The sequence below is a fragment of the Streptomyces sp. NPDC042336 genome (assembly GCF_055581985.1).
In genome coordinates, this window is sequence record NZ_JBVJEA010000017.1 from 98466 (window position 1) to 122688 (window position 24223).

Annotated in this window: 20 protein-coding genes and 1 riboswitch; of the genes, 12 read left to right on the forward strand and 8 right to left on the reverse strand. The window is 72.7% G+C overall.

Translation table 11 applies throughout. From position 1 onward, the window contains the following. Positions 1 to 115 precede the first annotated feature (115 nt). The 5 genes from ACZ6IM_RS29825 to ACZ6IM_RS29845 all read left to right on the forward strand — a co-directional run bounded on the left by ACZ6IM_RS29825 (position 116) and on the right by ACZ6IM_RS29845 (position 4708). Positions 116 to 640 carry a hypothetical protein gene (locus ACZ6IM_RS29825; RefSeq protein WP_052840089.1) on the forward strand — a complete coding sequence of 175 codons (525 nt, stop codon included), beginning with the start codon at positions 116 to 118 and terminating at the stop codon, positions 638 to 640. After that, positions 637 to 1791, forward strand: coding sequence for a sensor histidine kinase (locus ACZ6IM_RS29830; RefSeq protein WP_469560625.1), 1155 nt, complete (start codon positions 637 to 639; stop codon positions 1789 to 1791). Before ACZ6IM_RS29825 ends, ACZ6IM_RS29830 begins: the two co-directional genes overlap by 4 nt. Further along, the gene (locus ACZ6IM_RS29835; protein WP_052840087.1) at positions 1788 to 2471 is read left to right on the forward strand and encodes a response regulator; all 684 of its coding nucleotides are present in this window, start codon (positions 1788 to 1790) and stop codon (positions 2469 to 2471) included. The genes ACZ6IM_RS29830 and ACZ6IM_RS29835 overlap by 4 nt, the downstream gene beginning before the upstream one ends. Positions 2472 to 2540: 69 nt before the next feature. Beyond that, positions 2541 to 3119 carry a DUF485 domain-containing protein gene (locus ACZ6IM_RS29840; RefSeq protein ID WP_469560628.1) on the forward strand — a complete coding sequence of 193 codons (579 nt, stop codon included), beginning with the start codon at positions 2541 to 2543 and terminating at the stop codon, positions 3117 to 3119. Further along, positions 3116 to 4708 (forward strand): solute symporter family protein, encoded by a 1593-nt coding sequence (locus ACZ6IM_RS29845; RefSeq protein WP_469560631.1) that lies wholly within the window; start codon positions 3116 to 3118, stop codon positions 4706 to 4708. The genes ACZ6IM_RS29840 and ACZ6IM_RS29845 overlap by 4 nt, the downstream gene beginning before the upstream one ends. Before the next feature lie 45 nt (positions 4709 to 4753). On the opposite strand, the gene ACZ6IM_RS29850 is transcribed toward ACZ6IM_RS29845, so the two are convergent. The 4 genes from ACZ6IM_RS29850 to ACZ6IM_RS29865 form a co-directional block, all read right to left on the reverse strand. Beyond that, positions 4754 to 5434: a response regulator gene (locus tag ACZ6IM_RS29850; RefSeq protein ID WP_469560634.1), complete on the reverse strand. Its 681-nt coding sequence runs from the start codon at positions 5432 to 5434 to the stop codon at positions 4754 to 4756. Then, a complete protein-coding gene (locus ACZ6IM_RS29855) occupies positions 5431 to 7101 on the reverse strand; it encodes an ATP-binding protein (protein WP_469560637.1) in 1671 nt (556 codons plus the stop codon). Before ACZ6IM_RS29855 ends, ACZ6IM_RS29850 begins: the two co-directional genes overlap by 4 nt. Positions 7102 to 7211: 110 nt before the next feature. After that, positions 7212 to 8156 (reverse strand): sucrase ferredoxin, encoded by a 945-nt coding sequence (locus ACZ6IM_RS29860; protein ID WP_052840084.1) that lies wholly within the window; start codon positions 8154 to 8156, stop codon positions 7212 to 7214. A 54-nt stretch (positions 8157 to 8210) separates the two neighbouring features. Further along, positions 8211 to 9470: a citrate synthase gene (locus ACZ6IM_RS29865; protein ID WP_469560641.1), complete on the reverse strand. Its 1260-nt coding sequence runs from the start codon at positions 9468 to 9470 to the stop codon at positions 8211 to 8213. Positions 9471 to 9594: 124 nt separating this feature from the next. Between ACZ6IM_RS29865 and ACZ6IM_RS29870 the strand changes: the two genes are divergently transcribed. Further along, positions 9595 to 10767, forward strand: a complete 1173-nt coding sequence (locus ACZ6IM_RS29870) for a citrate synthase/methylcitrate synthase (RefSeq protein ID WP_469560643.1) — start codon at positions 9595 to 9597, stop codon at positions 10765 to 10767. Between the two features lie 136 nt (positions 10768 to 10903). On the opposite strand, the gene ACZ6IM_RS29875 is transcribed toward ACZ6IM_RS29870, so the two are convergent. Together ACZ6IM_RS29875 and ACZ6IM_RS29880 are read right to left on the reverse strand one after the other, a co-directional pair. Continuing rightward, the gene (locus ACZ6IM_RS29875; protein WP_115744584.1) at positions 10904 to 11140 is read right to left on the reverse strand and encodes a hypothetical protein; all 237 of its coding nucleotides are present in this window, start codon (positions 11138 to 11140) and stop codon (positions 10904 to 10906) included. Between the two features lie 172 nt (positions 11141 to 11312). Further along, positions 11313 to 11843 (reverse strand): DUF6082 family protein, encoded by a 531-nt coding sequence (locus tag ACZ6IM_RS29880; RefSeq protein ID WP_052840080.1) that lies wholly within the window; start codon positions 11841 to 11843, stop codon positions 11313 to 11315. Between the two features lie 287 nt (positions 11844 to 12130). Here ACZ6IM_RS29880 and ACZ6IM_RS29885 point away from each other — a divergent pair, with 287 nt between their 5' ends. Continuing rightward, positions 12131 to 13258, forward strand: a complete 1128-nt coding sequence (locus ACZ6IM_RS29885) for a CobW family GTP-binding protein (protein ID WP_052840079.1) — start codon at positions 12131 to 12133, stop codon at positions 13256 to 13258. Here ACZ6IM_RS29885 and ACZ6IM_RS29890 read toward each other — a convergent pair. Next, positions 13255 to 15711 (reverse strand): DNA gyrase/topoisomerase IV subunit A, encoded by a 2457-nt coding sequence (locus ACZ6IM_RS29890; protein WP_052840078.1) that lies wholly within the window; start codon positions 15709 to 15711, stop codon positions 13255 to 13257. The two genes, ACZ6IM_RS29885 and ACZ6IM_RS29890, sit on opposite strands and share 4 nt — an antisense overlap. A 324-nt stretch (positions 15712 to 16035) precedes the next feature. Between ACZ6IM_RS29890 and ACZ6IM_RS29895 the strand changes: the two genes are divergently transcribed. From ACZ6IM_RS29895 to ACZ6IM_RS29910, 4 genes are all read left to right on the forward strand, one after another. Continuing rightward, positions 16036 to 17388 (forward strand): M16 family metallopeptidase, encoded by a 1353-nt coding sequence (locus tag ACZ6IM_RS29895; RefSeq protein WP_469560650.1) that lies wholly within the window; start codon positions 16036 to 16038, stop codon positions 17386 to 17388. Next, positions 17385 to 18773, forward strand: a complete 1389-nt coding sequence (locus ACZ6IM_RS29900; protein WP_052840076.1) for a M16 family metallopeptidase — start codon at positions 17385 to 17387, stop codon at positions 18771 to 18773. The genes ACZ6IM_RS29895 and ACZ6IM_RS29900 overlap by 4 nt, the downstream gene beginning before the upstream one ends. A 191-nt stretch (positions 18774 to 18964) precedes the next feature. Beyond that, positions 18965 to 19127: riboswitch (cyclic di-AMP (ydaO/yuaA leader) on the forward strand. A gap of 12 nt (positions 19128 to 19139) precedes the next feature. Further along, the gene (locus tag ACZ6IM_RS29905) at positions 19140 to 19904 is read left to right on the forward strand and encodes a M23 family metallopeptidase (protein WP_052840075.1); all 765 of its coding nucleotides are present in this window, start codon (positions 19140 to 19142) and stop codon (positions 19902 to 19904) included. A 129-nt stretch (positions 19905 to 20033) separates the two neighbouring features. Then, positions 20034 to 20729, forward strand: a complete 696-nt coding sequence (locus ACZ6IM_RS29910; RefSeq protein ID WP_469560653.1) for a GntR family transcriptional regulator — start codon at positions 20034 to 20036, stop codon at positions 20727 to 20729. Between the two features lie 180 nt (positions 20730 to 20909). On the opposite strand, the gene ACZ6IM_RS29915 is transcribed toward ACZ6IM_RS29910, so the two are convergent. After that, positions 20910 to 21191, reverse strand: a complete 282-nt coding sequence (locus ACZ6IM_RS29915; protein WP_007445064.1) for an HPr family phosphocarrier protein — start codon at positions 21189 to 21191, stop codon at positions 20910 to 20912. A 199-nt stretch (positions 21192 to 21390) separates the two neighbouring features. On the opposite strand from ACZ6IM_RS29915, the gene ACZ6IM_RS29920 reads away from it, so the two are divergent. After that, the gene (locus tag ACZ6IM_RS29920; protein WP_469560657.1) at positions 21391 to 24210 is read left to right on the forward strand and encodes a bifunctional acetate--CoA ligase family protein/GNAT family N-acetyltransferase; all 2820 of its coding nucleotides are present in this window, start codon (positions 21391 to 21393) and stop codon (positions 24208 to 24210) included. Positions 24211 to 24223 lie beyond the last annotated feature (13 nt).

Sequence of the window (24223 nt, forward strand, 5' to 3'; positions counted from 1 at the left end):
GGCTCCACCCATGATCCACCCGGGCTCCGATCCCGTGACCTCGTACGTTCCGTAGCGTCGAAGTCGTCGGCGGGAGCGCCGCCGGCATCACCCTTCTTCCGCTCACGGAGGCATGATGTCCGGGCTCCTGGACGCGTTGGTCGTCACGGCGGTGATCGGCCTGGTGATCACCCGGCAGTTCCGCCCGAGCCGGATCGACACCGGCCGACGCTGGTGGGTGCTGCCCCTGGTACTGGGCATCGTCGCGCTGCGTGAACCGGGCATGATCGACGCCCATCACCGGACGGCCGCGGTGCTGCTGCTCGCCGCCGAGATGATCGTCGGCCTGGCCACCGGGGCCGGCTGGGCCTGGACCACCCGGATATGGGCCGAGGCGGACGGCGCCGTGTGGAGCAGGGGCACCCGGGCGAGCGTCGCGGTGTGGGTCGCCGGCATCGCGCTGCGCGTCGGCCTCTACGGGGTCGGTGCCGTCCTGGGGGTGCGGCAGGACGGCTCCGCCCTGCTGCTCGCCCTCGCGGCGACCCTGCTGGTCCGGTCCGGCGTCCTGGCCTGGCGCGTTCAGGCCCCGCGCCCTTCCCGAGCACCCGGTGCCGCGTACCGTGACGCCGTGGCCCGGCCCACCTGGAAGGAGCCCGCGTGACGGAGAACGTCTGGACGAGGTGGCCTTCCAGGGAGGCGCTCCTGCCCGAGAGCGTCTCGCGGCCCCGCCGGCTGCTCGCCCTGGCGGTGCGGCTGCTGGTGTTCGGGATGCTGCTGTGGGGCGCGTTCACGAGCAGCCGTCTGCACGGATGGGGCTCGGTCGCGGCGGCCGTCGGCCTGATGGGCGCCGTGTGCGCGGCTTGGGCCTTCTTCCGGACCACGCTCGCGCACCGGTTGTGGCCGTCCCTGGCACTCGTCGCCGTGCTGCTCGCGATCGCGGTGGCCGCCCGGTCCGTCGGCTTCACAGTCCCCGCACTGGTCATCTGGTGCGGCTGTGCCGTCGTGGCCCTCGAACGGCTGCCCGTCGCCGCCGCGCTGCCCGTGGCCTCGGTCGCGCTGGCCTCCTACGCCGCCGTCAGCGACGACGCATGGCGGACCACGGCGGCGACGGCGGGCGGACTGGCACTGGCCGGATACGTCCTGCGACTCGACGCCGAGGCACGGGGGAGCGCGCAGCGGCTGCTGGCTCAGGAGCGGGCCGCTCGGGCGGCCGAGGCGGAGTCCGCGGCACTCGCGGAGCGGGCCCGTATCGCCCGGGAGATCCACGACGTGCTGGCGCACAGCCTCTCGGCGCAGATGGTGCACCTGGAGGCGGCCCGGCTGCTGATCGAGCGGGGCGCGGACCGGCAGCAGATCCTGGACCGGGTGGTGGCGGCACGGGGGATGGCCCGCGACGGACTCGCCGAGACCCGGCAGGCGCTGTCCGCGCTGCGGGGCGACCTGACGCCGCTGGAGGACTTCCTGGCCCAGCTCGTCGAGACGGCGGAGGGCGCCGCGGAGGTCACCATTACGGGGGAACGCAGACCGCTGCCGGCCGAGGCGTCGCAGGCCGTGCGCAGAGTGGCCCAGGAGGCGCTGACGAACGCCCGCAGGCACGCCCCCGGCGCCGGTGTGCGGGTGCGGCTGGACTACGGCGCCCACGAAGTGACGCTGGACGTACGGGACTCGGGAGGCCCGTCCCGCGAAGTCACCGGCAGCGCAGGTGGGTACGGTCTGCTGGGCATGCGGGAGCGTGCCGAGTTGCTGGGCGGCTCGCTGCGGACAGGGCCGGGCGAGGAGGGGTTCGTGGTGACGTTGAAGGTGCCCGTATGACGCAGGAGCACGGGGAAAGGCCCGCGCGGGTGGTGGTCGTGGACGATCAGACCGTCGTGCGGGAGGGGATCGTGATGCTGCTCGGGCTCCTGCCCGGTGTCGAGGTCGTGGGCGCCGCCGGTGACGGCGAGGAGGCGGTCCGGCAGGTCGCCGAACTCGCGCCGGACGTGGTGCTGATGGATCTGCGCATGCCCAGGTGCGACGGGGTGGAGGCCACCCGCCGGATCCGGTCCGAACACCCGGGGACGCAGGTCGTCGTGCTCACGACGTACGCGGACGACGAGTCGGTGTTCCCCGCGTTGCGGGCGGGGGCGCGCGGCTACCTCACCAAGGACGCGGGCGGGGAGGAGATCGTCCGGGCGGTGCACGGCGTCCTGTCCGGAGACGCGGGGCTGGCCCCGAGCATCCAGCGGCGGCTGCTGGAGCGCCTGTCGGAGTCCGAGCCGCGGCACGCGGGACCGCCCGAACCACCGGACGGTCTCACCGCCCGGGAGACCGAGGTGCTGGTGCTCATCGCCGATGGGCTCACCAACCAGCAGATCGCGAGCCGGCTGCAGGTCTCCACGGCGACGGTGAAGACCCACATCAACAACCTGTTCGCCAAGACGGGCATCAAGGACCGTGCGCAGGCGGTGCGTTACGCCTACGGGAAGGGGCTGGTGCGGCCACCAGGGGGATGAATCACCTGATGGGGTGAAGTGCCTGGGGAAGGAGAGTCGGGGATCTTCCCGTTCTGTCCATCCTTGGGCATGCAGTCAAGCAACGATCGGTCCCGCGGTGCCGGGGGCGGTCCCGAAAGCGCGGCCAACCACCGCGCGGTGCCGGGCAGGGCCTACGTCGAGACGGCCCCCGGCGCACCGTACGAGGATCCGCGGTACGACGACCCCTGGTACGACGCCCTCGCCTCCGGCTGGGGCGAGTCGGCCGGTCCCGGAGCCACCGGGCCGGCGGTGCCGCCGATGCGCCGGGACGCCCCGACCGTGCCGTCCCGGGCCGCGGCCGACGTGTACCTGGAGGTGCAGCGCAGCGCGGCCTTCCAGGAGGTCCGCCGCCGGTACCGGCGGTTCGTGATGCCGGCCGTCGCCGCCTTCTTCCTCTGGTACGTCGCCTACGTGGTGACCGCCACGTCCGCACCCTCCCTGATGGCCCGACCGGTGGCCGGAGCGGTGAACGTGGCGATGGTCGCCGGGCTGGGTCAGTTCCTCACCACGTTCCTGCTCACCTGGGCCTACGCCCGGCACGCCCGGCTGCGCAGGGACCGGGCCGCGCTCGAACTGCGCTGGGACACCCAGGAGCTGACGCGCGGGGCACGGGGTGGTGCGTCGTGACCGGCGACCATCAGACGCTGGCCCTGCTGCTGTTCAGCACGTTCGTCGCGGTCACACTCGGGATCACCACCTGGGTGGGCCGCCACCGGCAGGGGTCCGCGGAGGAGTTCTACGCGGGCGGCCGCCTCTTCTCGCCGATGGAGAATGGTTTTGCCATCTCCGGCGACTACATGTCGGCCGCGTCCTTCCTCGGCATCTCGGGGCTCATCGCGCTCTACGGCTACGACGGCATGCTCTACTCGGTGGGTTTCCTGGTGGCGTGGCTCGTGGTCCTGTTCCTCGTCGCCGAACTGGTCCGCAACTGCGGGCGGTTCACCCTCGCCGACGTGGTCGCCGCCCGGATGAGGGAGCGGCCGGTCAGGATCGCCGCGGGCACCTCCTCGGTCACCGTCTCCGTCTTGTACCTGGTGGCGCAGATGGTGGGTGCGGGCAGCCTGGTCGCGCTGCTGCTGGGCGGGACGAGCGAGGCGGCGCGCACGTGGACGGTCATCGGCGTCGGTGCCCTCATGGTGATCTACGTGTCGCTGGGCGGGATGCGCGCCACCACCTGGATCCAGATCGTGAAGGCGGTGCTGCTGCTCGGCGGCACCGTGGCGCTGACCACGCTCGTCCTGGTGCGCTTCCACGGCGACGTCGACCGGCTGCTTCGCACGGCGGCCGAGCGCAGCGGCCACGGTGAGTCGTTCCTCGCGCCCGGCCTGGCGTACGGCGGGGACTGGGTCTCCCGCTTCGACTTCATCAGCCTGGGGCTCGCCCTGGTCCTGGGCACGGCCGGGCTGCCGCACATCCTGTCCCGCTTCTACACCGTGCCCACCGCCCGGGCGGCGAGGCGGTCCGTGGTGTGGTCGATCGGTCTCATCGGCGGCTTCTACCTGATGACGATCGTGCTCGGGTTCGGTGCCGCCGCCCTGGTCGGCCCGGACACCGTACGCGCGTCCAACGCGGCCGGGAACACGGCGGTGCCGCTGCTCGCCCTCGACCTGGGCGGCGGCGCGCAGTCCACCGGCGGTACGGTCCTGTTCGCGGTCGTCGCCGCCGTCGCGTTCGCCACCATCCTCGCGGTGGTGGCCGGCATCACCCTGGCGTCCTCGGCGTCCGTGGCCCACGACCTGTACGCGTCCTTGCGGCGCCGGCACTCCAAGCCGCGCAGCGAGGTCGCCGTGGCGCGGGTCGCCGCCGTCGGCATCGGCGCCGTCGCGATCGGCCTCGGTCTGCTCGCCCGCGACCTCAACGTCGCCTTCCTGGTGGGCCTCGCCTTCGCCGTGGCCGCCTCCGCCAACCTGCCGGTGCTGCTCTACTCGCTGTTCTGGCGCGGCTTCACCACGCGCGGCGCGGTGTGGGCGGTCTACGGCGGACTGGTGCCGTCCGTGGTGCTGGTGCTGCTGTCACCGGTCGTGTCCGGCAGCCCGCAATCCCTCTTCCCGGGCCTCGACTTCCGGTACTTCCCGCTGCAGAACCCGGGGCTCGTCTCGGTCCCGCTGGGCTTCCTCGCGGGCTGGCTGGGCACGGTCACCTCGCCGGAGGAACCGGACGAGGCCAAGCACGCCGAGACCGAGGTGCGGTCGCTGACCGGGGCGGGGGCAGTCTAGGCAGGGGGCCGGCCCCCGCCCGGGCCCCGGCGTCCGGTGGCCGTGTCAGGCTCGGGTCGCCCACGCGTAACGGTGCTCGGGGCGGCCGGCCTCGCCGTACTTGAGTGTCAGGACGGCCCGTCCGGTGCGTTCCAGCAGCTTCAGATAGCGCTGCGCGGTCTGGCGGCTCACACCGGTCCGTTCGGCGATCTCCTGGGCGGACAGCGGCCCGTCGGCCTTCAGCAGACACTGGCGTACCAACTCGGCGGTGGTGGGGGAGTGGCCCTTGGGCAGCCCGGGTTCGGAGGGGGCCGACAGGGCGCCGAAGATGCGGTCGACCTCGGCCTGTTCCGCCTCACCGCCCCCGTCGAGGGTGCGGCGCAGTTCGGCGTACGCCTCCAGTTTGGCGCGTAGACCGGCGAAGGCGAACGGTTTCACCAGGTACTGGAGCGCACCCTGGCGCATCGCCGCCTGCACGGTTGACACGTCCCGGGCGGCCGTCACCATGATCACGTCGGTCTGGCGTCCCCGTCGGCGCATCTCCTGGACGACCTCCAGACCGGTCCGGTCGGGCAGGTAGTGGTCCAGCAGGATCAGGTCGAGGCGGGGCAGCCTGTCCACCGCGTCCAGTGCCTCCAGCGCGCTGTGTGCCTCACCGGCGACGTGGAAGCCCGGCACCTTCTCGACGTACGCGGCGTTGACGCGCGCGACGCGCGTGTCGTCGTCCACGACCAGGACCTCGATCATCGGGACTCCTCCTCGGCGGCGGTGGTCACGGGGGCGGTGAGGGCGGGTTCGAGGGCCGGTTCGGCCAGTGCCTCCGGGAGGACGACGACGAACTCCGCGCCCCCGCCGTACGCCTCCGAGACGGTCGCGCTGCCGCCCTGCCGTTCGGCCAGGCGACGCACCAGCGACAGGCCGATGCCGCGCCCGCGGTGGGCCGGCGGCTCCTTGGTGGACCAGCCCGGGGTGAACACCAGTTCCCGGTGGTCCGCCGGAATCCCGGGGCCCGTGTCGCGCACGGTGAGCGTGGCGGCGCGCCCCTCGGCACGCAGTTCGACCTCCACGCGCGCGTGGGGCGTCCCCGCGGCGGCGTCGAGGGCGTTGTCGACCAGGTTGCCGACGATCGTCACGAGCCCTCGGGGATCGACCAGCCGGTCCGGCAGCCGGGTCCGGTCCGAGACCCACAGGGCGACTCCGCGCTCGGCCGCGACCGTGGCCTTGCCGACCAGCAGGGCGGCGAGAAGCGGGTCCTGGATCCGCTCCGTGATCTGCTCCGCGGTGACCCGGTGGTCGCCGACCACCTCGCCGACGAACTCCACGGCGTCGTCGTACATCTCCAGTTCGAGCAGCCCCAGCAGGGTGTGCATGCGGTTGGCGTGCTCGTGGTCCTGCGCGCGCAGCGCGTCGATCAGGCCCCGTGTGGAGTCCAGCTCCCGGCCGAGCTGCTCCAGCTCGGTGCGGTCGCGCAGCGTGGCGACGGCCCCGCCGTCGTCGGTGGGCATCCGGTTGGCGACCAGGACCCGCTGGCCGCGCACGGTCAGCAGGTCGGTGCCGGTCACCCGGCCGGCCAGGACGTCGGCCGTGCGCCCGGCCCCGAGCGCCTCGTCGGGGGAGCGGCCGACGGCCTCGCCGCCGATGCCCAGCAGGCGCTGCGCCTCGTCGTTGAGCAGGCGCACCCGGCCGCCGCGGTCGAGGGCGACGACGCCCTCCCGGATGCCGTGCAGCATGGCCTCGCGCTCCGCCAGCAGCCCCGCGATGTCCGAGAAGGCGAGGTCCCGGGTCTGCCGCTGCACCCGGCGCGAGATGATCCAGGAGGCCAGGGCGCCGACGGCCAGCGCGCCACCGGCGTACGCGAACAGGCCGGGGATGGCGTGGATCAGCCGCGCCCGGACGCTGTCGTACGCGATGCCCACCGAGACCGCACCGACGATCTCCCCGTCGCTGTCGCGCAACGGCACCTTGCCGCGGGCGGAACGGCCCAGGGTGCCGTTGTCGATCTCCATGACCTCGCGGCCGGACAGGGCCTGCCCGGGGTCGGTCGAGACGACCTGGCCGATCCGCCGCGGGTCGGTGTGCGACCAGCGCACGCCCTCGCGGTCCATCACGACGACGTACTCCGCCTGGGTGGCCTCGCGGACCCGTTCCGCCTCCCGCTGCACCGGGCCGGTCGCCGTCGGCCGGGTGGTCCGCAGGTCCCGTGCGACCTGCGGCTGCTGCGCGGTGGTCTGCGCGATCGCCAGCGCCCGGCGCATCGCCTGGTCGTCCAGCTGGTCGCCGAGCGGCGCCAGGAACAGCCCGGTCGCGAGCACGGCGACGCCCGCGGCGATCGCCAGCTGCATCAGCAGCACCTGTGAGAACACCCGCCGCGGCAGGCCCAGGCGCAGTCGGCGTACGGGGGGAGTGGAGCTCATGGCCATGACGGTACGTGGGGCCGGTGGCATGCCGTAGGGGGGTGTGGCGCGTATCTCCCGTGGGGTGGCGGGTGTCTCCCGTGGGGGTGGCGGGTGCCTCCCGCGGGGTGTCAGCTCGCCAGTGCCGCCGTCACCGGCAGGGCGCGCACCGCGGTGACCTCCATCCGCGCCGGCGAGCCCAGCACCGACGCCCCGCAGCTCTCCGGCCGGGGTGGCGCCGACGCCCCCTGTACGACGGTGACCCGCCAGCGCCGGCCGTCGCGGTGGGCCAGGGTCACCTCCCAGCGAGGGGCGACGCCCTCCGTCCGTACGACGGTCAGAGCCTGGGCAGTGTCCTCGCCGAGGGCCGAGCGCAGGGCCAGCTCGGCGGCCTGGCCCGGGCGCTCCCACGCGGAGTTCCCGCGGCAGTCCTCGACGACGATCCGGTTCTCCCGCGCGCTGTGCAGGATCTCCTTGACGGCATGGGCCTGGACCCGGCCGTAGACGTACCCGTGGGGCAGCACGAGCACGGTCGGTGAGAAGCGGTGACCGCCCAGGTGGGTGACTTCCCAGACGCCCTCGGCACCGGAGGCGGCGAGTTCGGCCGCGAGAGGTCTGCCGAGGAGGGCGCAGCACCGGTCGCGCTTTCCGTTGGTGCACACGAGGGCGAGCGGATCGCCCGTGTGGGGGCGGCCGTCCAGCACCGAGTCGAAGGTGTGGTGATCGCCCCGGCCGAGTGCCGCGAAGTCCAGGTCGAGCAGCCGACGGGGGTCCTTGATCGTGGTGCCGTGCAGCCACACGTTTCCCGGCACGGTGTGGGCCGCGTACACGGTGCGTTCGGCGGACGTGCCCGGGTCCGCGTGGCGGCCGGGGCGGCGCACGAGCGCGACGCGCACGCCCGTGCCCTTCACCGCCGCGTCGAGGGCGCGCCCCAGCGCGGAGTCCAGGTGGCTCGCGGTGAGCGCCTTGGCGCCCCACGGGCCGGGCTGTTCGAGCAGCAACCAGGTCCTCGCTACGGGCGCGGTGCCCGCAACGGGCTCGTCGAGGTCCCGGGAGACGGCTGAGCACGTACTCACAGAGGTGAGCCTAACCTGACTTGGCCCGTGACGACTTCCAGCCGCGCCTGAGCACTACTCCGGCAGGGGCTGCGGCGGCTTCGGGCCCGAGTACAGCCCACTCGGCCGCATCCGCAGCGGGCGCTCCCCGTACTCCTCCAGCGCGTGCGCGATCCAGCCGGCCGTGCGGGCCACCGCGAAGATCGTCTCGGCCGCGGTGGGGGCCATGCCGGAGGACACGGTGAGCACGGCGAGCGCCAGGTCGACGTTGGCGTGCAGCGGGGTGTGGCGGGCGGCGGTGGCCTGGACGTCCCGGGCCGCCGCGAGTGCGGGTGCCGCCCGCGGGATGTCCTCCAGGAGCGCGAACAGGGCACGCGCGCGTGGGTCCTCGCCCGGGTAGAGCCGGTGGCCGAGCCCGGGGATGCGCCGGCCGGCCCGCAACTCCTCCGCGACGACCGGCGCCGCGCTGCCCAGGTCGAGGACCTCCAGCAGCATCCGGTGCGCGAGTCCTCCGGCGGCGCCGTGCAGGGGCCCCTCGATCACGCCGAGTCCGGCGGACACGGCCGCGTAGGCGTGCGCCCGTGCCGACGCGGCGACGCGCACGGCGAGCGTGGAGGCCGCCAGGTCGTGGTCGACGAGGAGGCAGAGCGCCGTGTCGAGGGCGCGCAGGGACGGTTCGTCGGCGTCCTGCCCGCTGAGCCGGGTCCACAGCCGGCGGGCGATCGGGTCCCGGACGTCTCCGTCGCGCAGTACGGGCGGCAGCGCGGCGACGAGGGTGGGGATGAGGGAGCGCGCCGTGCCCAGTACCGCGTCCTCGGTGAGGTCGAAGCGGAGCGGGTCCGTGACCGCCGCGGCGATCGCGGCGACGCGGAGCCGGTCGGCGGGGCCGGCGTGTTCGGGCAGGGCGTCGACGGCGCGGCGGGCGACGGCCACGGCGGATTCGGGGGCCGGGAAGGCGGCGTCGGGACGCAGCTGCCCGGTCCACAGCCACTCCGCCACCTCCTCGTAGGTGTGGCGGGCGGCGAGCTCGACCGCGTCGACGCCCCGGTAGTAGTACCGGTCGCTCTCGATGAGTGTGAGGCGGGTGCGCACCGTCAGCTCCTGCCCGGCGGCCGGGGCCGTGCCGCCGTCGCGCCGGTTGCGCCGGGCGAGGGCCCGCACCTCGTCGGCGTCGAAGGTGCTGCCCCGGGAGCCGGGCGTGCGTCGGCTGGCGAGCTGGCCGCGGCTGACGTACGCGTACACGGTCTCGGGCTTCACCCCGAGCAGTTCGGCCGCTTCCCTGGTGGTCAGGCGCCGCTGGCGGTCGGCGGGGTGCTCGGGCTCTTGATCGCGCATGGGGTCACCGTATCGATCGGGGGCGGTTCGTGTTGAGTCCTTGCGGCGCGGTGTATTGATTCAATCAATATTGACAGATCTGTAATCAAGTATGGACAGTAGAGTCAAGTTCGAGGAGGTAATCATGTCCGTCAACAAAACCGCAGACGCTGCAACGCTCGTCCAGGTGCCGCGCGGTCTCGCCGGTGTGGTGGTGGCCGACACCGAGGTCGGCGACGTACGAGGGCTGGAGGGCTTCTACCACTACCGCCAGTACTCGGCCGTCGAACTCGCGCAGAGCCGTTGCTTCGAGGACGTCTGGCACCTCCTGGTCCACGGTGAACTCCCCGACGCGCGACGCGGGGCCGCCTTCGCCGCCGAGACCGCGGCGCTGCGGCGACTCCCCGACGCGGTGCGGGCCGCCCTGCCCGCCATCGCCGAGGCGGGCGGACGCTCCGGCCCGCTCGCCGGGATGCGCACGGGCCTGTCGCTGCTGGGCGCCGCCCTCGGCCTCCGGCCGGTGTTCGACCTCTCGGCCGACCAGCGCCGGCAGGACACCCTGGTGGCCGCCGCGGCCGTGCCGACGCTGCTGACCGCGCTGCACCGGTTGGGGAGGGGGCAGGAGCCGGTGGACCCCCGCGAGGACCTGTCGTACGCCGCGAACTACCTCTACATGCTGACCGGTGAGGAGCCGGACGAGGCTCGCACCCGGGCGATCGAGCAGTACCTGATCTCCACCATCGACCACGGGTTCAACGCGTCGACCTTCACCGCGCGGGTCATCGCGTCGACCGGTGCGGACGTCGCGGCCTGTCTGGCCGGTGCGGTCTCGGCGTTGTCCGGCCCGCTGCACGGCGGCGCGCCCAGCCGGGCACTGGACACCCTGGACGCGATCGGCACGCCCGACCGCATCGACGCGTGGATCCGCGAGCGGGTGCTCGCCGGTGACCGCATCATGGGCTTCGGCCACGCGGTCTACCGCACGGAGGATCCGCGCTCACGGATGCTGCGTGAGGTGGCGCAGCGGTTCGGCGGCCCGCGCGTGGAGTTCGCGGTCGAGGTGGAGCGGCAGGTCGAGGCGATCCTCGCGGAGCTGAAGCCGGGGCGCGAACTGCACACCAACGTCGAGTTCTACGCGGGTGTGGTCATGGAACTGTGCGGCCTGCCCCGTGAGATGTTCACGCCCACGTTCGCGGCGGCACGGGTGGTGGGCTGGAGCGCGAACATCCTGGAACAGGCACGCGACTCGAAGATCATCCGGCCGGCGGCGCGGTATGTCGGGCCGGGGGCCCCGGTGGGCGTACCGGCTCCGGCCTGAGAAGCACGAGCGGCCTGGTGCCGTTCGGGCGCCAGGCCTGGTCGGGGAGCGTCGAGCAAGGACGGGGTGCCGGGTTGCTCGCCGGGGGTGGGTCCGTGCGCCGTCGTCGGTGGGAACGGCCGGAGACACGGTGACGTCAGGCGTCCGGGATGTCCGCCTTGGCCCGGATGAGGGTCTCCCTGCTGACGACCACGATGCGCTCGTAGTCGGCACGGGAAGCATCGGCGGGAAGTTCACCCTCCAGGGTCTCGGTCGCTTCGGTGCCGATGACGGCGAAATTGCCGTCGCTCAGCTCGAAGAGGTCCGGACAGCTGGCTCCCGAGGTACTGCCGCGCGAGCTTGGAGGCACACCGATGCGGCGCACGATTTTCAAGGGGTACCGGTCCTTCTGGGTTGGCCATTGTGCTGGGAGCACGTTACTGGGATCCGCGGGCCCGGCGTGCCCCACAGGGCGAAGACACTCCCGGGAAGGGTGACCCGCGGACGGCTTCCCGGACGGAGCCTCAGCCGGACGCAACGGGGCCTCGGCCGGACGGAACGGAGCATCAGTCGGACGGAGGGGTGCCCACCACCCACCACTCGTCCGTGTCGGCTTCGTCCAGGTCCTTGAGGAGTCCGTCCACCATGGTGCCGACACGTGACTCGACGGACGTGGCCTTGAACGACGCCCGCTGCTCCCTCGACGCCTCCCAGTACTCCCGCATCAGGGGGGTCTGGAAAAGCTCGCGCAAGTGTCCGAACAACTCCTCCTGATCCAGGATCCCGGCCTGGTGGAGGTGGTACAGGTTGACGTACCAGGCGTTGGCGTAGAAGAACTGTCGTCGTTTCTGCGCCGGGATGTTCTTGTCGTAGGTGTCGATGACCTCCGCCAGCGAAGGGTCGTCGAGCGCCCTGTTCAGCAACTCCCAGTGCATGCGCTGCTGGTGCCGCAGCGCCTCGCGCCGGAGCGCCAGCTCCTCCAGCCGCAGCCGACGTTCGTGCAGAAGTGCCCTGTCCAGCCGTCGCTGTCGCGCGGCCAGCAGCATGCCGGCCGCGGCGGAGCCGAACCTCCCCGTGATGTTCTTCCGTATGACCATGTCAACCCCCGAATCAGGCGGCCGCCCGCCGGTCGTCGAGTGCGGGTCGGCTGACGGGGACCGGCGAGCGATGGGCGGCGCTTGCCGCCTCCAGAGTGCCGAGCGGCGCTGATCGACGGGGAGGCGGAGAGGAGGCGCACGGAGGGAAGCGAGGGTCGCACGGTCCGGCGCCTTGGAAAACGTCTGCCCCGCGCACGCTGCTAACAATCGTTCACTCCGTGCCGACCGCGGCGGACCGTATCCTGAGCAGGCAATTCCGCACGCGTGGGTGAGAGAGAGGTCGCACGGTGGGGCAGCGCCCGACTCCGCAGCAGATCCCGGTCGTCGTACTCGCCGGATTCCTCGGCTCCGGGAAGACCACGCTGCTGAACCACCTCCTCCACCGCAGCGGAGGCAGCCGGATCGGCGCCATCGTCAACGACTTCGGATCGATCGAGATCGACGCGATGGCCGTCGCGGGCGCCCTCGGCGACTCCACCGTGTCCCTCGGCAACGGCTGCCTGTGCTGTGCCGTCGACGCGAGTGAACTCGACGGGTACCTGGAACGGCTCGCCCGCCCCGAGGCCGGCATCGACGTGATCGTCATCGAGGCCAGCGGCCTGGCGGAACCGCAGGAACTGGTGCGCATGCTGCTCGCCAGCGAGCAACCGGGGGTCGTCTACGGCGGGCTCGTCGAGGTCGTCGACGCCGCCGAGTTCGACGACACCCGCGCCAAGCACCCCGAGGTCGACCGGCACCTGGCCCTGGCCGACCTGGTCGTGGTCAACAAGACCGACCGGGCCCCGGACGCCGAGCGCGTGCTCGCCCTCGTGCACTCGCTCGCCGACGGCGCCGCCGTCGTGCCCGCGACCTACGGCCGCATCGACCCCGAGTTCCTCTACGACTGCCGGCCCAGCGCGGAGCGGGTCGGGCAGTTGTCCTTCGACGACCTGCACGACCACGCGGAGGGCGGCGCGGGCTCCGGGCACCTGCACGCCGCCTACGACACGCTGTCGTTCGTCTCCGGCCTCCCGCTCGACCCGCGCCGGCTCATGCGCTTCCTCGACAGCAGACCCGAGGGCCTCTACCGGATCAAGGGGTACGTCGACTTCGGCCCGTACGACACGCGGAACCGGTACGCCGTCCACGCCGTCGGACGCTTCCTGCGCTTCTATCCGGAGCCCTGGGCGTCCGTTGACGCCGACGCCGACGCCGACGGTGCCCGCCGTACCCAGCTCGTCCTTATCGGCTCCGGCATCGACGCGGCGGCCCTCGGCGAGGAACTCGACGCGTGCCGCCGGGACGCCGACGCCCCGCCCGCCGACGAGCACGGCATGTGGGGCGTCCTGCGCTACGTACCCGACGGCGAGGACCCCGACGCCGACGACCCCCGGGGCCAAGGCGCTGACGCCGAGGAGCCGCCGCCCGTCTTCTAGGCCGGGCCCGCCACCACCGCCACCGTCTTCGGCAGCGACACGCCCGAGCCGTCGCGGCGCGGGTCGACGTCCGGGAGCTGGGCCGGCGCCCCGTTCTTCTGCGCGGCGAGGGCCGGGGTGGCGCCCGCCCAGGCGAAGGCCAGGCAGTCCTCGCCCTTCAGGAACCGCTGGCAGCGCACACCGCCCGTGGCACGGCCCTTGCGCGGATACTGGTCGAACGGCGTGAGCTTGGCCGTGGTCTGTACGGAGTCGTCCAGGGTGCCCCGCGATCCGGCCACCGTGAAGACCACCGCGTCCGCCGCCGGGTCCACCGCCGTGAAGGAGATGACCTTCGCGCCGTCGGCGAGCTTGATGCCCGCCACACCGCCCGCGGGACGGCCCTGCGGGCGGACCTGCGAAGCCTGGTAGCGCAGGAGCTGGGCGTCGTCCGTGATGAAGACCAGGTCCTCGTCACCGGTGCGCAACTCGGCCCCGCCGACGATGCGGTCGCCCTCCTTGAGCGTGATGACCTCCAACTCGTCCTTGTTGGACGGGTAGTCGGGCACCACCCGCTTGACGACGCCCTGTTCCGTGCCGATCGCGAGCCCCGGAGAGGACTCGTCCAGCGTGGTCAGGCAGACGACGTCCTCGTCGTCCTCCAGGGACACGAACTCCGCCAGCGGCGCGCCGCCCGCGAGGTTCGGCGTCGGCATGGACTCCGGGAGCTGGGGCAGGTCCACCACGTTCACCCGCAGCAGCCGCCCCGCGGACGTCACCACGCCCACCTCGCCGCGCGCGGTGGCCGGCACCGCCGAGACGATCAGGTCGTGCTTGATCCGCTTGGCGCCCGCCTCCGTGACGAGGGGCTCGTCGTTCGCGGTGCGGGCCAGCAGGCCCGTCGACGACAGCAGTACCCGGCACGGGTCGTCCGCCACCTGGAGCGGCACGGCGGCCACCGGCGCGCCGCCGGACTCCAGCAGCGTCGTACGGCGGTCGGTGCCGAACTTCTTCGCCACCGCCGCCAGTTCGGCCGAGACCAGCTTGCGCAGCTCCGCGTCCGAGTCGAGGATCCGGGTCAGCTCCTCGATCTCCGCGTTCAGCCGGTCCTTCTCGGACTCCAGCTCGATGCGGTCGAACTTGGTGAGCCGGCGCAGCGGCGTGTCCAGGATGTACTGCGTCTGGACGTCGCTCAGCGAGAAGCGCTCGATCAGACGCTGCTTGGCCTGCGCCGAGTTCTCGCTGGAGCGGATGAGACGGATGACCTCGTCGATGTCGACCAGGGCGGTGAGCAGGCCCTCCACCAGGTGCAGCCGGTCGCGCTTCTTGCTCCGGCGGAACTCGCTGCGGCGCCTGACGACGGTGAAGCGGTGGTCGAGATAGACCTCCAGCAGCTCCTTGAGGCCCAGGGTGAGGGGCTGGCCGTCCACCAGTGCGACGTTGTTGATGCCGAAGGACTCCTCCATGGCCGTCAGCTTGTAGAGCTGCTCCAGGACCGCCTCGGGCACGAAGCCGTTCTTGATCTCGATGACCAGGCGCAGTCCGTGCGCGCGGTCGGTCAGGTCCTTGACGTCCGCGATGCCCTGGAGCTTCTTCGAGCCGACCAGGTCCTTGATCTTCGAGATGACCTTCTCGGGTCCGACCGCGAAGGGCAGCTCGGTGACGACGAGGCCCTTGCGGCGGGCCGTCACCGTCTCCACGGACACCGTCGCGCGGATCTTGAACGTGCCGCGCCCCGTCTCGTACGCGTCCCGGATGCCGGGCAGGCCGACGATCCGGCCGCCGGTGGGCAGGTCCGGGCCCGGTACGTGCTTCATCAGCGCGTCCAGGTCGGCGTTCGGGTACCGGATCAGGTGCCGGGCCGCCGCGATCACCTCGCGCAGGTTGTGCGGCGGCATGTTCGTGGCCATGCCGACCGCGATGCCCGAGGCGCCGTTGACCAGCAGGTTCGGGAAGGCGGCGGGCAGTGCCACCGGCTCCTGCTCCTGGCCGTCGTAGTTCGGGGCGAAGTCGACGGTGTCCTCGTCGATGGACTCCGTCATCAGGCCGGCGGCCTCGGCCATCCGGCACTCGGTGTACCGCATGGCGGCCGGCGGGTCGTCGTTGCCCAGCGAGCCGAAGTTGCCGTGGCCGTCCACCAGGGGCACGCGCATCGAGAACGGCTGTGCCATGCGCACCAGCGCGTCGTAGATCGACGCGTCGCCGTGCGGGTGCAACTTGCCCATGACCTCGCCGACGACACGGGCGCACTTCACATAGCCGCGCTCGGGCCGCAGGCCCATCTCGTTCATCTGGTACACGATGCGCCGGTGCACAGGCTTGAGGCCGTCGCGGGCGTCCGGCAGCGCACGGGAGTAGATGACCGAGTACGCGTACTCGAGGAAGGAGCCCTGCATCTCGTCCACGACGTCGATGTCGAGGATCTTCTCCTCGTACGAGTCGTCGGGCGGCGGGGTCTTCGTACTACGGCGGGCCATCGCTGCCGGCTCCTTGCTGAAGCGTGAACGGTGATCTGACGCCGTCCATTGTGGACTGCGGCACTGACAGCGACCGACCAGGACCCGTCACGGGCTGCCCGGCCCGGCGCTGCCCGCAGAGTACGCCCTCGCCCGGCGTCGCCGTCCCCGGCGGCCCGTCAACCGCGTTCTCGCTCTCGGCGTACGGGGTCCGGGAACTCCACCGGTGGCCCGCACGCTTGCATACAGTGGCAGGATCGACGGAATTCCGCAGTTCCGCCCACTGATTCCACCAGGTGGTTCACCCCGTGACGCCACCAGGATCTCGCGATCGAAGGGACGTACATGCCCATGGGTCACACGGCCACAGCCCAGGCAGGCTCCGGCGGCCTGACAGCGACCGAGCACCGCCTGGCCAACGGCCTGCGCGTGGTGCTCTCCGAGGACCACCTGACCCCGGTCGCGGCGGTGTGCCTCTGGTACGACGTCGGCTCGCGCCACGAGGTCAAGGGGCGCACCGGCCTGGCTCACCTTTTCGAGCACCTCATGTTCCAGGGCTCCGCCCAGGTCAAGGGCAACGGTCACTTCGAGCTGGTGCAGGGCGCCGGCGGCTCGCTCAACGGCACCACCAGCTTCGAGCGGACCAACTACTTCGAGACCATGCCCGCCCACCAGCTGGAGCTCGCCCTCTGGCTGGAGGCCGACCGCATGGGCTCCCTGCTGGCCGCCCTGGACGAGGAGTCGATGGAGAACCAGCGGGACGTCGTCAAGAACGAACGCCGCCAGCGCTACGACAACGTCCCCTACGGCACGGCCTTCGAGAAGCTGACCGCCCTCGCCTACCCGGAGGGGCACCCCTACCACCACACGCCGATCGGTTCGATGGCGGACCTTGACGCGGCGACCCTGGAAGACGCGCGCGCGTTCTTCCGCACCTACTACGCACCGAACAACGCGGTGCTGTCGGTCGTCGGCGACATCGACCCGGAGCAGACGCTCGCCTGGATCGAGAAGTACTTCGGCTCCATCGCCTCGCACGACGGCAAGCAGCCTCCCCGGGACGGTTCGCTGCCCGACGTCATGGGCGGTCAGCTGCGCGAGATCGTCGAGGAGGAGGTCCCGGCCCGTGCCCTGATGGCGGCCTACCGCCTGCCGGAGGAAGGCACACGCGCGTGCGACGCGGCCGACCTGGCCCTGACCGTCCTGGGCGGCGGCGAGTCGTCCCGCCTGTACAACCGGCTCGTACGCCGCGACCGCACGGCCGTCGCCGCCGGGTTCGGTCTGCTGCGGCTCGCCGGGGCGCCTTCCCTGGGGTGGCTGGACGTGAAGACGTCCGGTGACGTGGAGGTGCCGGTCATCGAGACGGCCATCGACGAGGAGCTGGCCCGGTTCGCCGAAGAGGGGCCCACGGCCGAGGAGATGGAGCGCGCCCAGGCCCAGCTCGAGCGCGAGTGGCTGGACCGACTGGGCACGGTCGCGGGCCGCGCGGACGAACTGTGCCGGTACGCCGTCCTGTTCGGCGACCCGCAGCTCGCCCTCACCGCCGTGCAGCGGGTCCTGGAGGTGACCGCGCAGGAGGTCCAGGAGGTCGCCAAGGCCCGCCTGCGCCCCGACAACCGCGCGGTGCTCGTCTACGAGCCCACCACCCCCGCCGACGAGACCGACGCCACCGACGAGAACGAGGAGGCGGCCAAGTGACCGAGCTCGCCACCATGGAATTCCACGCCCAGCCGCAGGCCGGCGAGCCCAAGCCGTGGGCGTTCCCCGCCCCCGAGCGCGGCAGCCTCGGCAACGGCCTCACCGTGCTGCGCTGCCACCGCCCCGGCCAGCAGGTCGTCGCCGTCGAGGTGCTCCTCGACGCCCCCCTGGACGCCGAGCCCGCCGGTCTCGACGGCGTCGCCACCATCATGGCGCGCGCATTCTCCGAGGGCACCGACAAGCACTCCGCCGAGGAGTTCGCCGCCGAGCTGGAGCGCTGCGGCGCCACCCTGGACGCGCACGCCGACCACCCCGGCGTCCGGCTGAGCCTCGAGGTGCCCGCCTCGCGCCTCGCCAAGGCCCTCGGCCTGCTCGCCGACGCCCTCAGGGCGCCCGCGTTCGCGGACGGCGAGGTCGAACGGCTGGTGCGCAACCGGCTCGACGAGATCCCGCACGAGCTGGCCAACCCCTCCCGGCGCGCCGCGAAGGAACTCTCCAAGGAGTTGTTCCCGGCCGACTCCCGCATGTCGCGCCCGCGCCAGGGCACCGAGGAGACGGTCGCTGCCATCGACTCGGCGGCCGTCCGCGCCTTCTACGAGCGGCACGTCCGCCCCGCCACGGCCACCGCGGTGGTAGTCGGCGACCTCACCGGCATCGACCTGGACGCGCTGCTCGGCGACACCCTGGGCGCGTGGACCGGTTCGGCCGGCGAGCCGCGTCCCGTGCCTCCGGTGACCGCCGACGACCGGGGCCGTGTCGTCATCGTCGACCGTCCCGGCGCCGTCCAGACGCAGCTGCTGATCGGCCGCACCGGCGCCGACCGGCACGACCGCGTGTGGCCCGCGCAGGTGCTCGGCACCTACTGCCTCGGCGGCACCCTCACCTCGCGCCTGGACCGCGTCCTGCGCGAGGAGAAGGGCTACACCTACGGCGTACGGGCGTTCGGCCAGGTCCTGCGGTCCGCGCCGGACGGCACGGGCGCCGCGATGCTCGCCATCAGCGGGTCCGTCGACACGCCCAACACCGGTCCCGCCCTGGAGGACCTGTGGACGGTGCTGCGCAGGCTCGCAGCGGAGGGACTCACCGACGCCGAGCGCGACGTGGCCGTGCAGAACCTGGTGGGCGTGGCGCCGCTGAAGTACGAGACGGCGGCGGCCGTGGCGAGCACGCTGGCCGACCAGGTCGAGCAGCACCTGCCCGACGACTTCCAGGCCATGCTCTACCGTCAACTGGCCGCCACGGGCACCGTGGAGGCCACCGCGGCGGTCGTGAACGCCTTCCCGGTGGACCGCCTCGTGACTGTCCTCGTCGGCGACGCTGCGCAGATCAAGGAGTCCGTCGAGGCCCTCGGCATCGGCGAAGTCACCGTGGTGGCGGCCGAGTAGCGGCACGCGCGTGTGGTGGCCCTGGTGACCGGAGTGTCACCAGGGTCGCCGTTTGTCCGGATTGCGGGAGTGGTTGCCTGTCTGCCCTGTGGCGTGCGCTACAAAAAGCCTGTTGCGTTTGAGGATTGAACGCAGCCGCGTTTAGCGTCTTCCGGGCTGTTCGTCAGGCAGTGCGCCGCACCCGCGGCACCGGACAGTCATCGCCGAGTCCCCGTACGGCGCGAGCCAGGGGAGCCGGGGACCCAACGCAGTCCCTGGGGTGAATCGGACGCCCGCGCGCAGCGAGGGGGTCCGTAGGAGACCTTCCACCTCCGAACCCGTCAGCTAACCCGGTAGGCGAGAGGGAAGGAAAGGACAAGCCTCTACATGGCGTTCACGCGCGCCACCGGGAAGCACCGCCGTCCCAGCAGGGTGCACCGCACCACCGCCCGCGCGGCGGGAGTCGCGGCCCTCGCCACCACCGGCGTCGTCGGCACCCTCGCGGCTCCGGCGCTCGCCGCCGAGCCCGAGGTGGAGCAGAGCGGGCTCACCCCGGTCGTCACCATCGGTGACTCCATAGCCGACGAGATCGACGCCCAGGCCCTCGCCCAGCGGCAGGCGGCCGCGGACGCCGCCGCCCGCGAGGCGGCCCGGGAGGCGGCCCGCGAGCGGGCGGCCGAGGCGGCCAAGGAGGCACGCGAGGCCAAGGAGCGTGCCGCGCGGGAGGCGGAGCGCAAGCGCCTCAACACCTTCGTCGCGCCGATCACCGCCTCGTACGTCTCCACCGCGTACCAGGCCGGCAGCTCCCTGTGGTCCTCCGGCAGCCACACGGGCATCGACTTCCACGCCTCCAGCGGCACGACCGTGCACGCCGTGGGCGTCGGCACCGTCGTCGAGGCCGGCTGGGGCGGGGCGTACGGCAATCAAGTCGTGATCAAGATGCACGACGGCACGTACACGCAGTACGGGCACCTGTCGTCCATCGGCGTCTCGGTCGGCCAGTCGGTCGAGCCGGGCCAGCAGATCGGCCTCTCCGGCGCCACCGGCAACGTCACCGGGCCGCACCTGCACTTCGAGGCCCGTACGAGCCCCGAGTACGGCTCCGACATGGACCCCGTCGCCTACCTCCGCTCCCACGGCGTGAACGTCTGACACAGAGGCGTCCGAAAGCCCCGGCTTCCCGAGCCGGGGCTTTTCGCATTTAATATCGCTTGATTGGCCCGGGGTTGGGCAACGCACGTCAATCACCGGCGTTTCACGGGGGTCAAGGGGAGGTCGCTCATGCGTATTCCGGCGCATTCGGTGTGCACGGCGATCCGGGACGACATCGTCACCGGCGTACACGGCCGCGGGAGCCGGCTCACCGAGGAACTCCTCGCCCGCCGCTACGGCGTCTCCCGCGTCCCCGTCCGCGAGGCGCTGCGCACGCTGGAGGCCGAGGGCTTCGTGGTCACCCGGCGGCACGCGGGCGCGTGCGTGGCGGAGCCGACCGAGCGGGAGGCCGCCGACCTGCTGGAGACGCGCACGCTCCTGGAGCCGCTCGGGGCCTCCCGGGCCGCCCGGCGGCGCAGCGAAGCCCACCTGAAGGTGTTGCGCGGCCTGGTCCGGCTGGGGCAGGAGCGGGCCAGGCAGGGCACCGGTGAGGAGCTGCGCTCACTGGGCGGCTGGTTCCACGAGACCCTCGCCCGGGCGGCGGACAGCCCCTCCCTGGCAGCGCTGCTGACCCAGCTCCGCCACAAGATCGCGTGGATGTACGTCGTGGAAGCACCGGTCGGCCTGGTGGAGTACTGGGCGGAGCACGGCGCGATCACCGATGCCGTGGCCCGGGGCGACGGCGACCGCGCGCGGGCGCTCATGACCCTGCACATCGAGCGGTCGGCGTCCGCGCACCGGCTGCGCTTCGCCTCGGGCGGCGGATCGGCGGAGCGTGTGAGGAATGCGCAACATTCCGTAAACACGGCGGGACCCCGTCGGTAACGCGGAGGCCGTATACAAAGGACGGGGAATTCCGGCCGGTGTGTTTTCTCCTGCCCGTGAACGGATGTACCGACGGGCGGGCCGAAAAGGAGCGGGCGAGCCGAAAGGGCTGAAAGAAAAGAAACGAAAGGCCCGACCGGTGTCCCGGCGGGCCTTTCGGATGGTGCTGTCCGCCGGGGCTCAGACGGTCTCGGGAAGCTCCTCGAGCCCCTCGGCGACCAGCTTCGCCAGCCGGTCCAGAGCGGCCTCCGCGCCCTCGGCGTCGGAGGCGAGGACGATCTCCTCGCCGCCCTGGGCGCCGAGGCCGAGGACGGCCAGCATGGAGGCCGCGTTGACGGGGGACCCGTCGGCCTTGGCGATCGTCACCGGGACGCCTGTGGCCGTGGCGGCTCGGACGAAGATGGAGGCGGGACGGGCGTGGAGACCCTCGGCCCAGCCGACGTTGACGCGGCGCTCAGCCATGTGATGCTGCCCTTCAGGTGTTCAGAGGGTTGTCGTTGTCTAGACCAGTGTTGTCTAGACCAGTTTCCCACATCGTGAAGCACGCCGGGACGACCGTGTGCGCCGTCCCGTGCGGTGCTCGGACCGCGGCCTCGGTCCGAGCTGGTGTCCCACAGACTGCCCCGCGCCGTTGTCGTACGCGAGCCGTACTCTGGGGCGCATGCAGACCTCGTCGGACCGGCACGAGTATCCCGCCCACTGGGAAGCCGACGTGGTGCTGCGCGACGGCGGCACCGCGCGCGTCCGCCCCATCACCGTTGATGACGCCGAGCGCCTGGTCAGCTTCTACGAGCAGGTGTCCGACGAGTCGAAGTACTACCGCTTCTTCGCGCCGTACCCTCGCCTGTCCGCGAAGGACGTCCACCGCTTCACGCACCACGACTTTGTGGACCGGGTGGGACTCGCGGCCACCATCGGCGGCGAGTTCATCGCCACCGTACGCTACGACCGGATCGGGGCCGGCGGAACACCCGCCACCTCCCCGGCCGACGAGGCCGAGGTCGCCTTCCTCGTCCAGGACGCCCACCAGGGGCGGGGCGTCGCCTCGGCCCTCCTGGAGCACATCGCCGCCGTCGCCCGCGAGCGGGGCATCCGCCGCTTCGCCGCCGAGGTGCTGCCCGCCAACAACAAGATGATCAAAGTCTTCATGGACGCCGGGTACACCCAGAAGCGGAGCTTCGAGGACGGGGTGGTCCGCCTGGAGTTCGATCTCGAACCCACCGACCGCTCGCTCGCCGTGCAGTACGCGCGCGAGCACCGCGCGGAGGCCCGTTCCGTCCAGCGGCTGCTGCAGCCCGGCTCGGTCGCGGTCGTCGGCACCGGACGCACCCCGGGAGGGGTCGGCCGCAGCATCCTCGACAACATCCGGGACGCGGGGTACACAGGCCGCCTGTACGCCGTGAACAGGGCCTTCCCTCAGGACCAGAAGCAACTCGACGGCGTCCCCGCGTGCCGCTCCGTGCGCGACATCGAGGGGCCCGTGGACCTCGCCGTCGTCACCGTGCCCGCCGAGCACGTTCCCGACGTCGTCACCGAGTGCGGCGAGCACGGCGTGCAGGGGCTGGTGGTGATCTCCGCCGGTTACGCCGACAGCGGTCCCGACGGACGCGAGCGCCAGCGTGCCCTCGTGCGGCAGGCGCGCACGTACGGCATGCGCATCATCGGGCCCAACGCCTTCGGGATCATCAACACCTCCCCACAGGTGCGGCTCAACGCCTCCCTCGCCCCGGAGATGCCGCGCACCGGCCGGATCGGCCTGTTCGCCCAGTCCGGCGCCATCGGCATCGCCCTGCTCTCCCGGCTGCACCGGCGCGGCGGCGGGGTCACCGGCGTCACCGGCGTGTCCACCTTCGTCTCCTCCGGCAACCGCGCCGACGTCTCCGGCAACGACGTCCTCCAGTACTGGTACGACGACCCGGACACCGACGTCGCGCTGATGTACCTGGAGTCCATCGGCAACCCGCGCAAGTTCACCCGCCTGGCCCGGCGCACCGCGGCCGCCAAGCCCCTGGTCGTGGTCCAGGGCGCCCGGCACGGCGGCGTGGCACCCCAGGGGCACGCCGTACGGGCGACACGGCTGCCGCACGCGACGGTCTCCGCGCTGCTGCGGCAGGCCGGCGTGATCCGGGTCGACACCATCACCGACCTGGTCGACGCGGGGCTGCTCCTCGCCCGCCAGCCGCTGCCCGCCGGGCCGAGGGTGGCCATCCTGGGCAACTCGGAGTCGCTGGGACTGCTCACCTACGACGCGTGCCTCTCCGAGGGCCTGCGCCCGCAGCCCCCGCTGGACCTGACCACCGCCGCGTCGGCCGACGACTTCCACGCGGCCCTGGCCAGGGCCCTGGCCGACGACACGTGCGACGCGGTCGTGGTCACCGCCATCCCGACGGTGGGGGAGGGCGCGGCCGGGGACGCCGCGCTGGCGGAGGCGCTGCGCTCGGCGGCGGCCGCGGTCCCCACCAAGCCGGTCCTCGTGGTCCACGTCGAGCTGGGCGGCCTGGCGGAGGCCCTGTCCGCGGCGGCGAGTACCGCGCCACAGGCAGTCGCCGGCCCCGCGGAGGAGGCCCCGCCCGCCGCCCCGGCCCAGCCGCCGTCCGCCGCCCCGGCCCCGGACGGAGCCCACCTCATCCCCGCCTATCCCGCCGCCGAGCGCGCCGTCCGCGCCCTCGGCGAGGCCGTCGCCTACGCCCAGTGGCGGCGCGACGCCGCCGATCCCGGCAAGGTCCCGGAGTACGAGGACATCGACGAGAAGGGCGCCGCCCAGCAGATAGCGGGGTACCTCGCACGCGGTCAGGGGCTCACCCTCGGCCCCCAGGAGACCTGCGAGCTGCTGGGCAGGTACGGCGTCCACGTCCACCGCGCCCTGCCCGCCCCCACCCCGGACGACGCCGCGGCCGCCGCGCGGACCATCGGCTACCCCGTGGCCCTCAAGGCCACCGCCCCGCACCTGCGTCACCGCGCGGACCTGGGCGGCGTACGTCTCGACCTCGCCGACGAGGAGCAACTGCGACGGGCCTACGCCGAATTGACCGAGCTGTTCGGGGCGCCCGCGGAGCTGCGCCCGGTGGTGCAGGGCATGGCCCCGCGCGGCGTCGACACCGTCGTACGGGCGGTCATCGACCCGGCGGCCGGCGCGGTGCTCTCCTTCGGCCTCGCCGGCGCCGCCACCCAGCTGCTCGGCGACATGGCGCACCGGCTGATCCCGGTCACCGACCGGGACGCCACCTCGCTCATCCGCTCCATCCGCACGGCGCCCCTCCTCTTCGGCTGGCGCGGTTCCGCCCCCGTCGACGCCGCCGCCCTGGAGGAGCTGCTGCTGCGGGTCTCCCGGCTGGTCGACGACCACCCGGAGGTCGTCGCGGTCACCCTGGAACCGGTGGTGGTCGCTCCGCACGGCCTGAGCGTCCTCGGCGCCTCCGTCCGCCTCGCACCCCCTCCCGCCCGCGACGACCTGGGCCCGCGGACCCTGCCGGCGTACTGACCCGCCCGCCCCC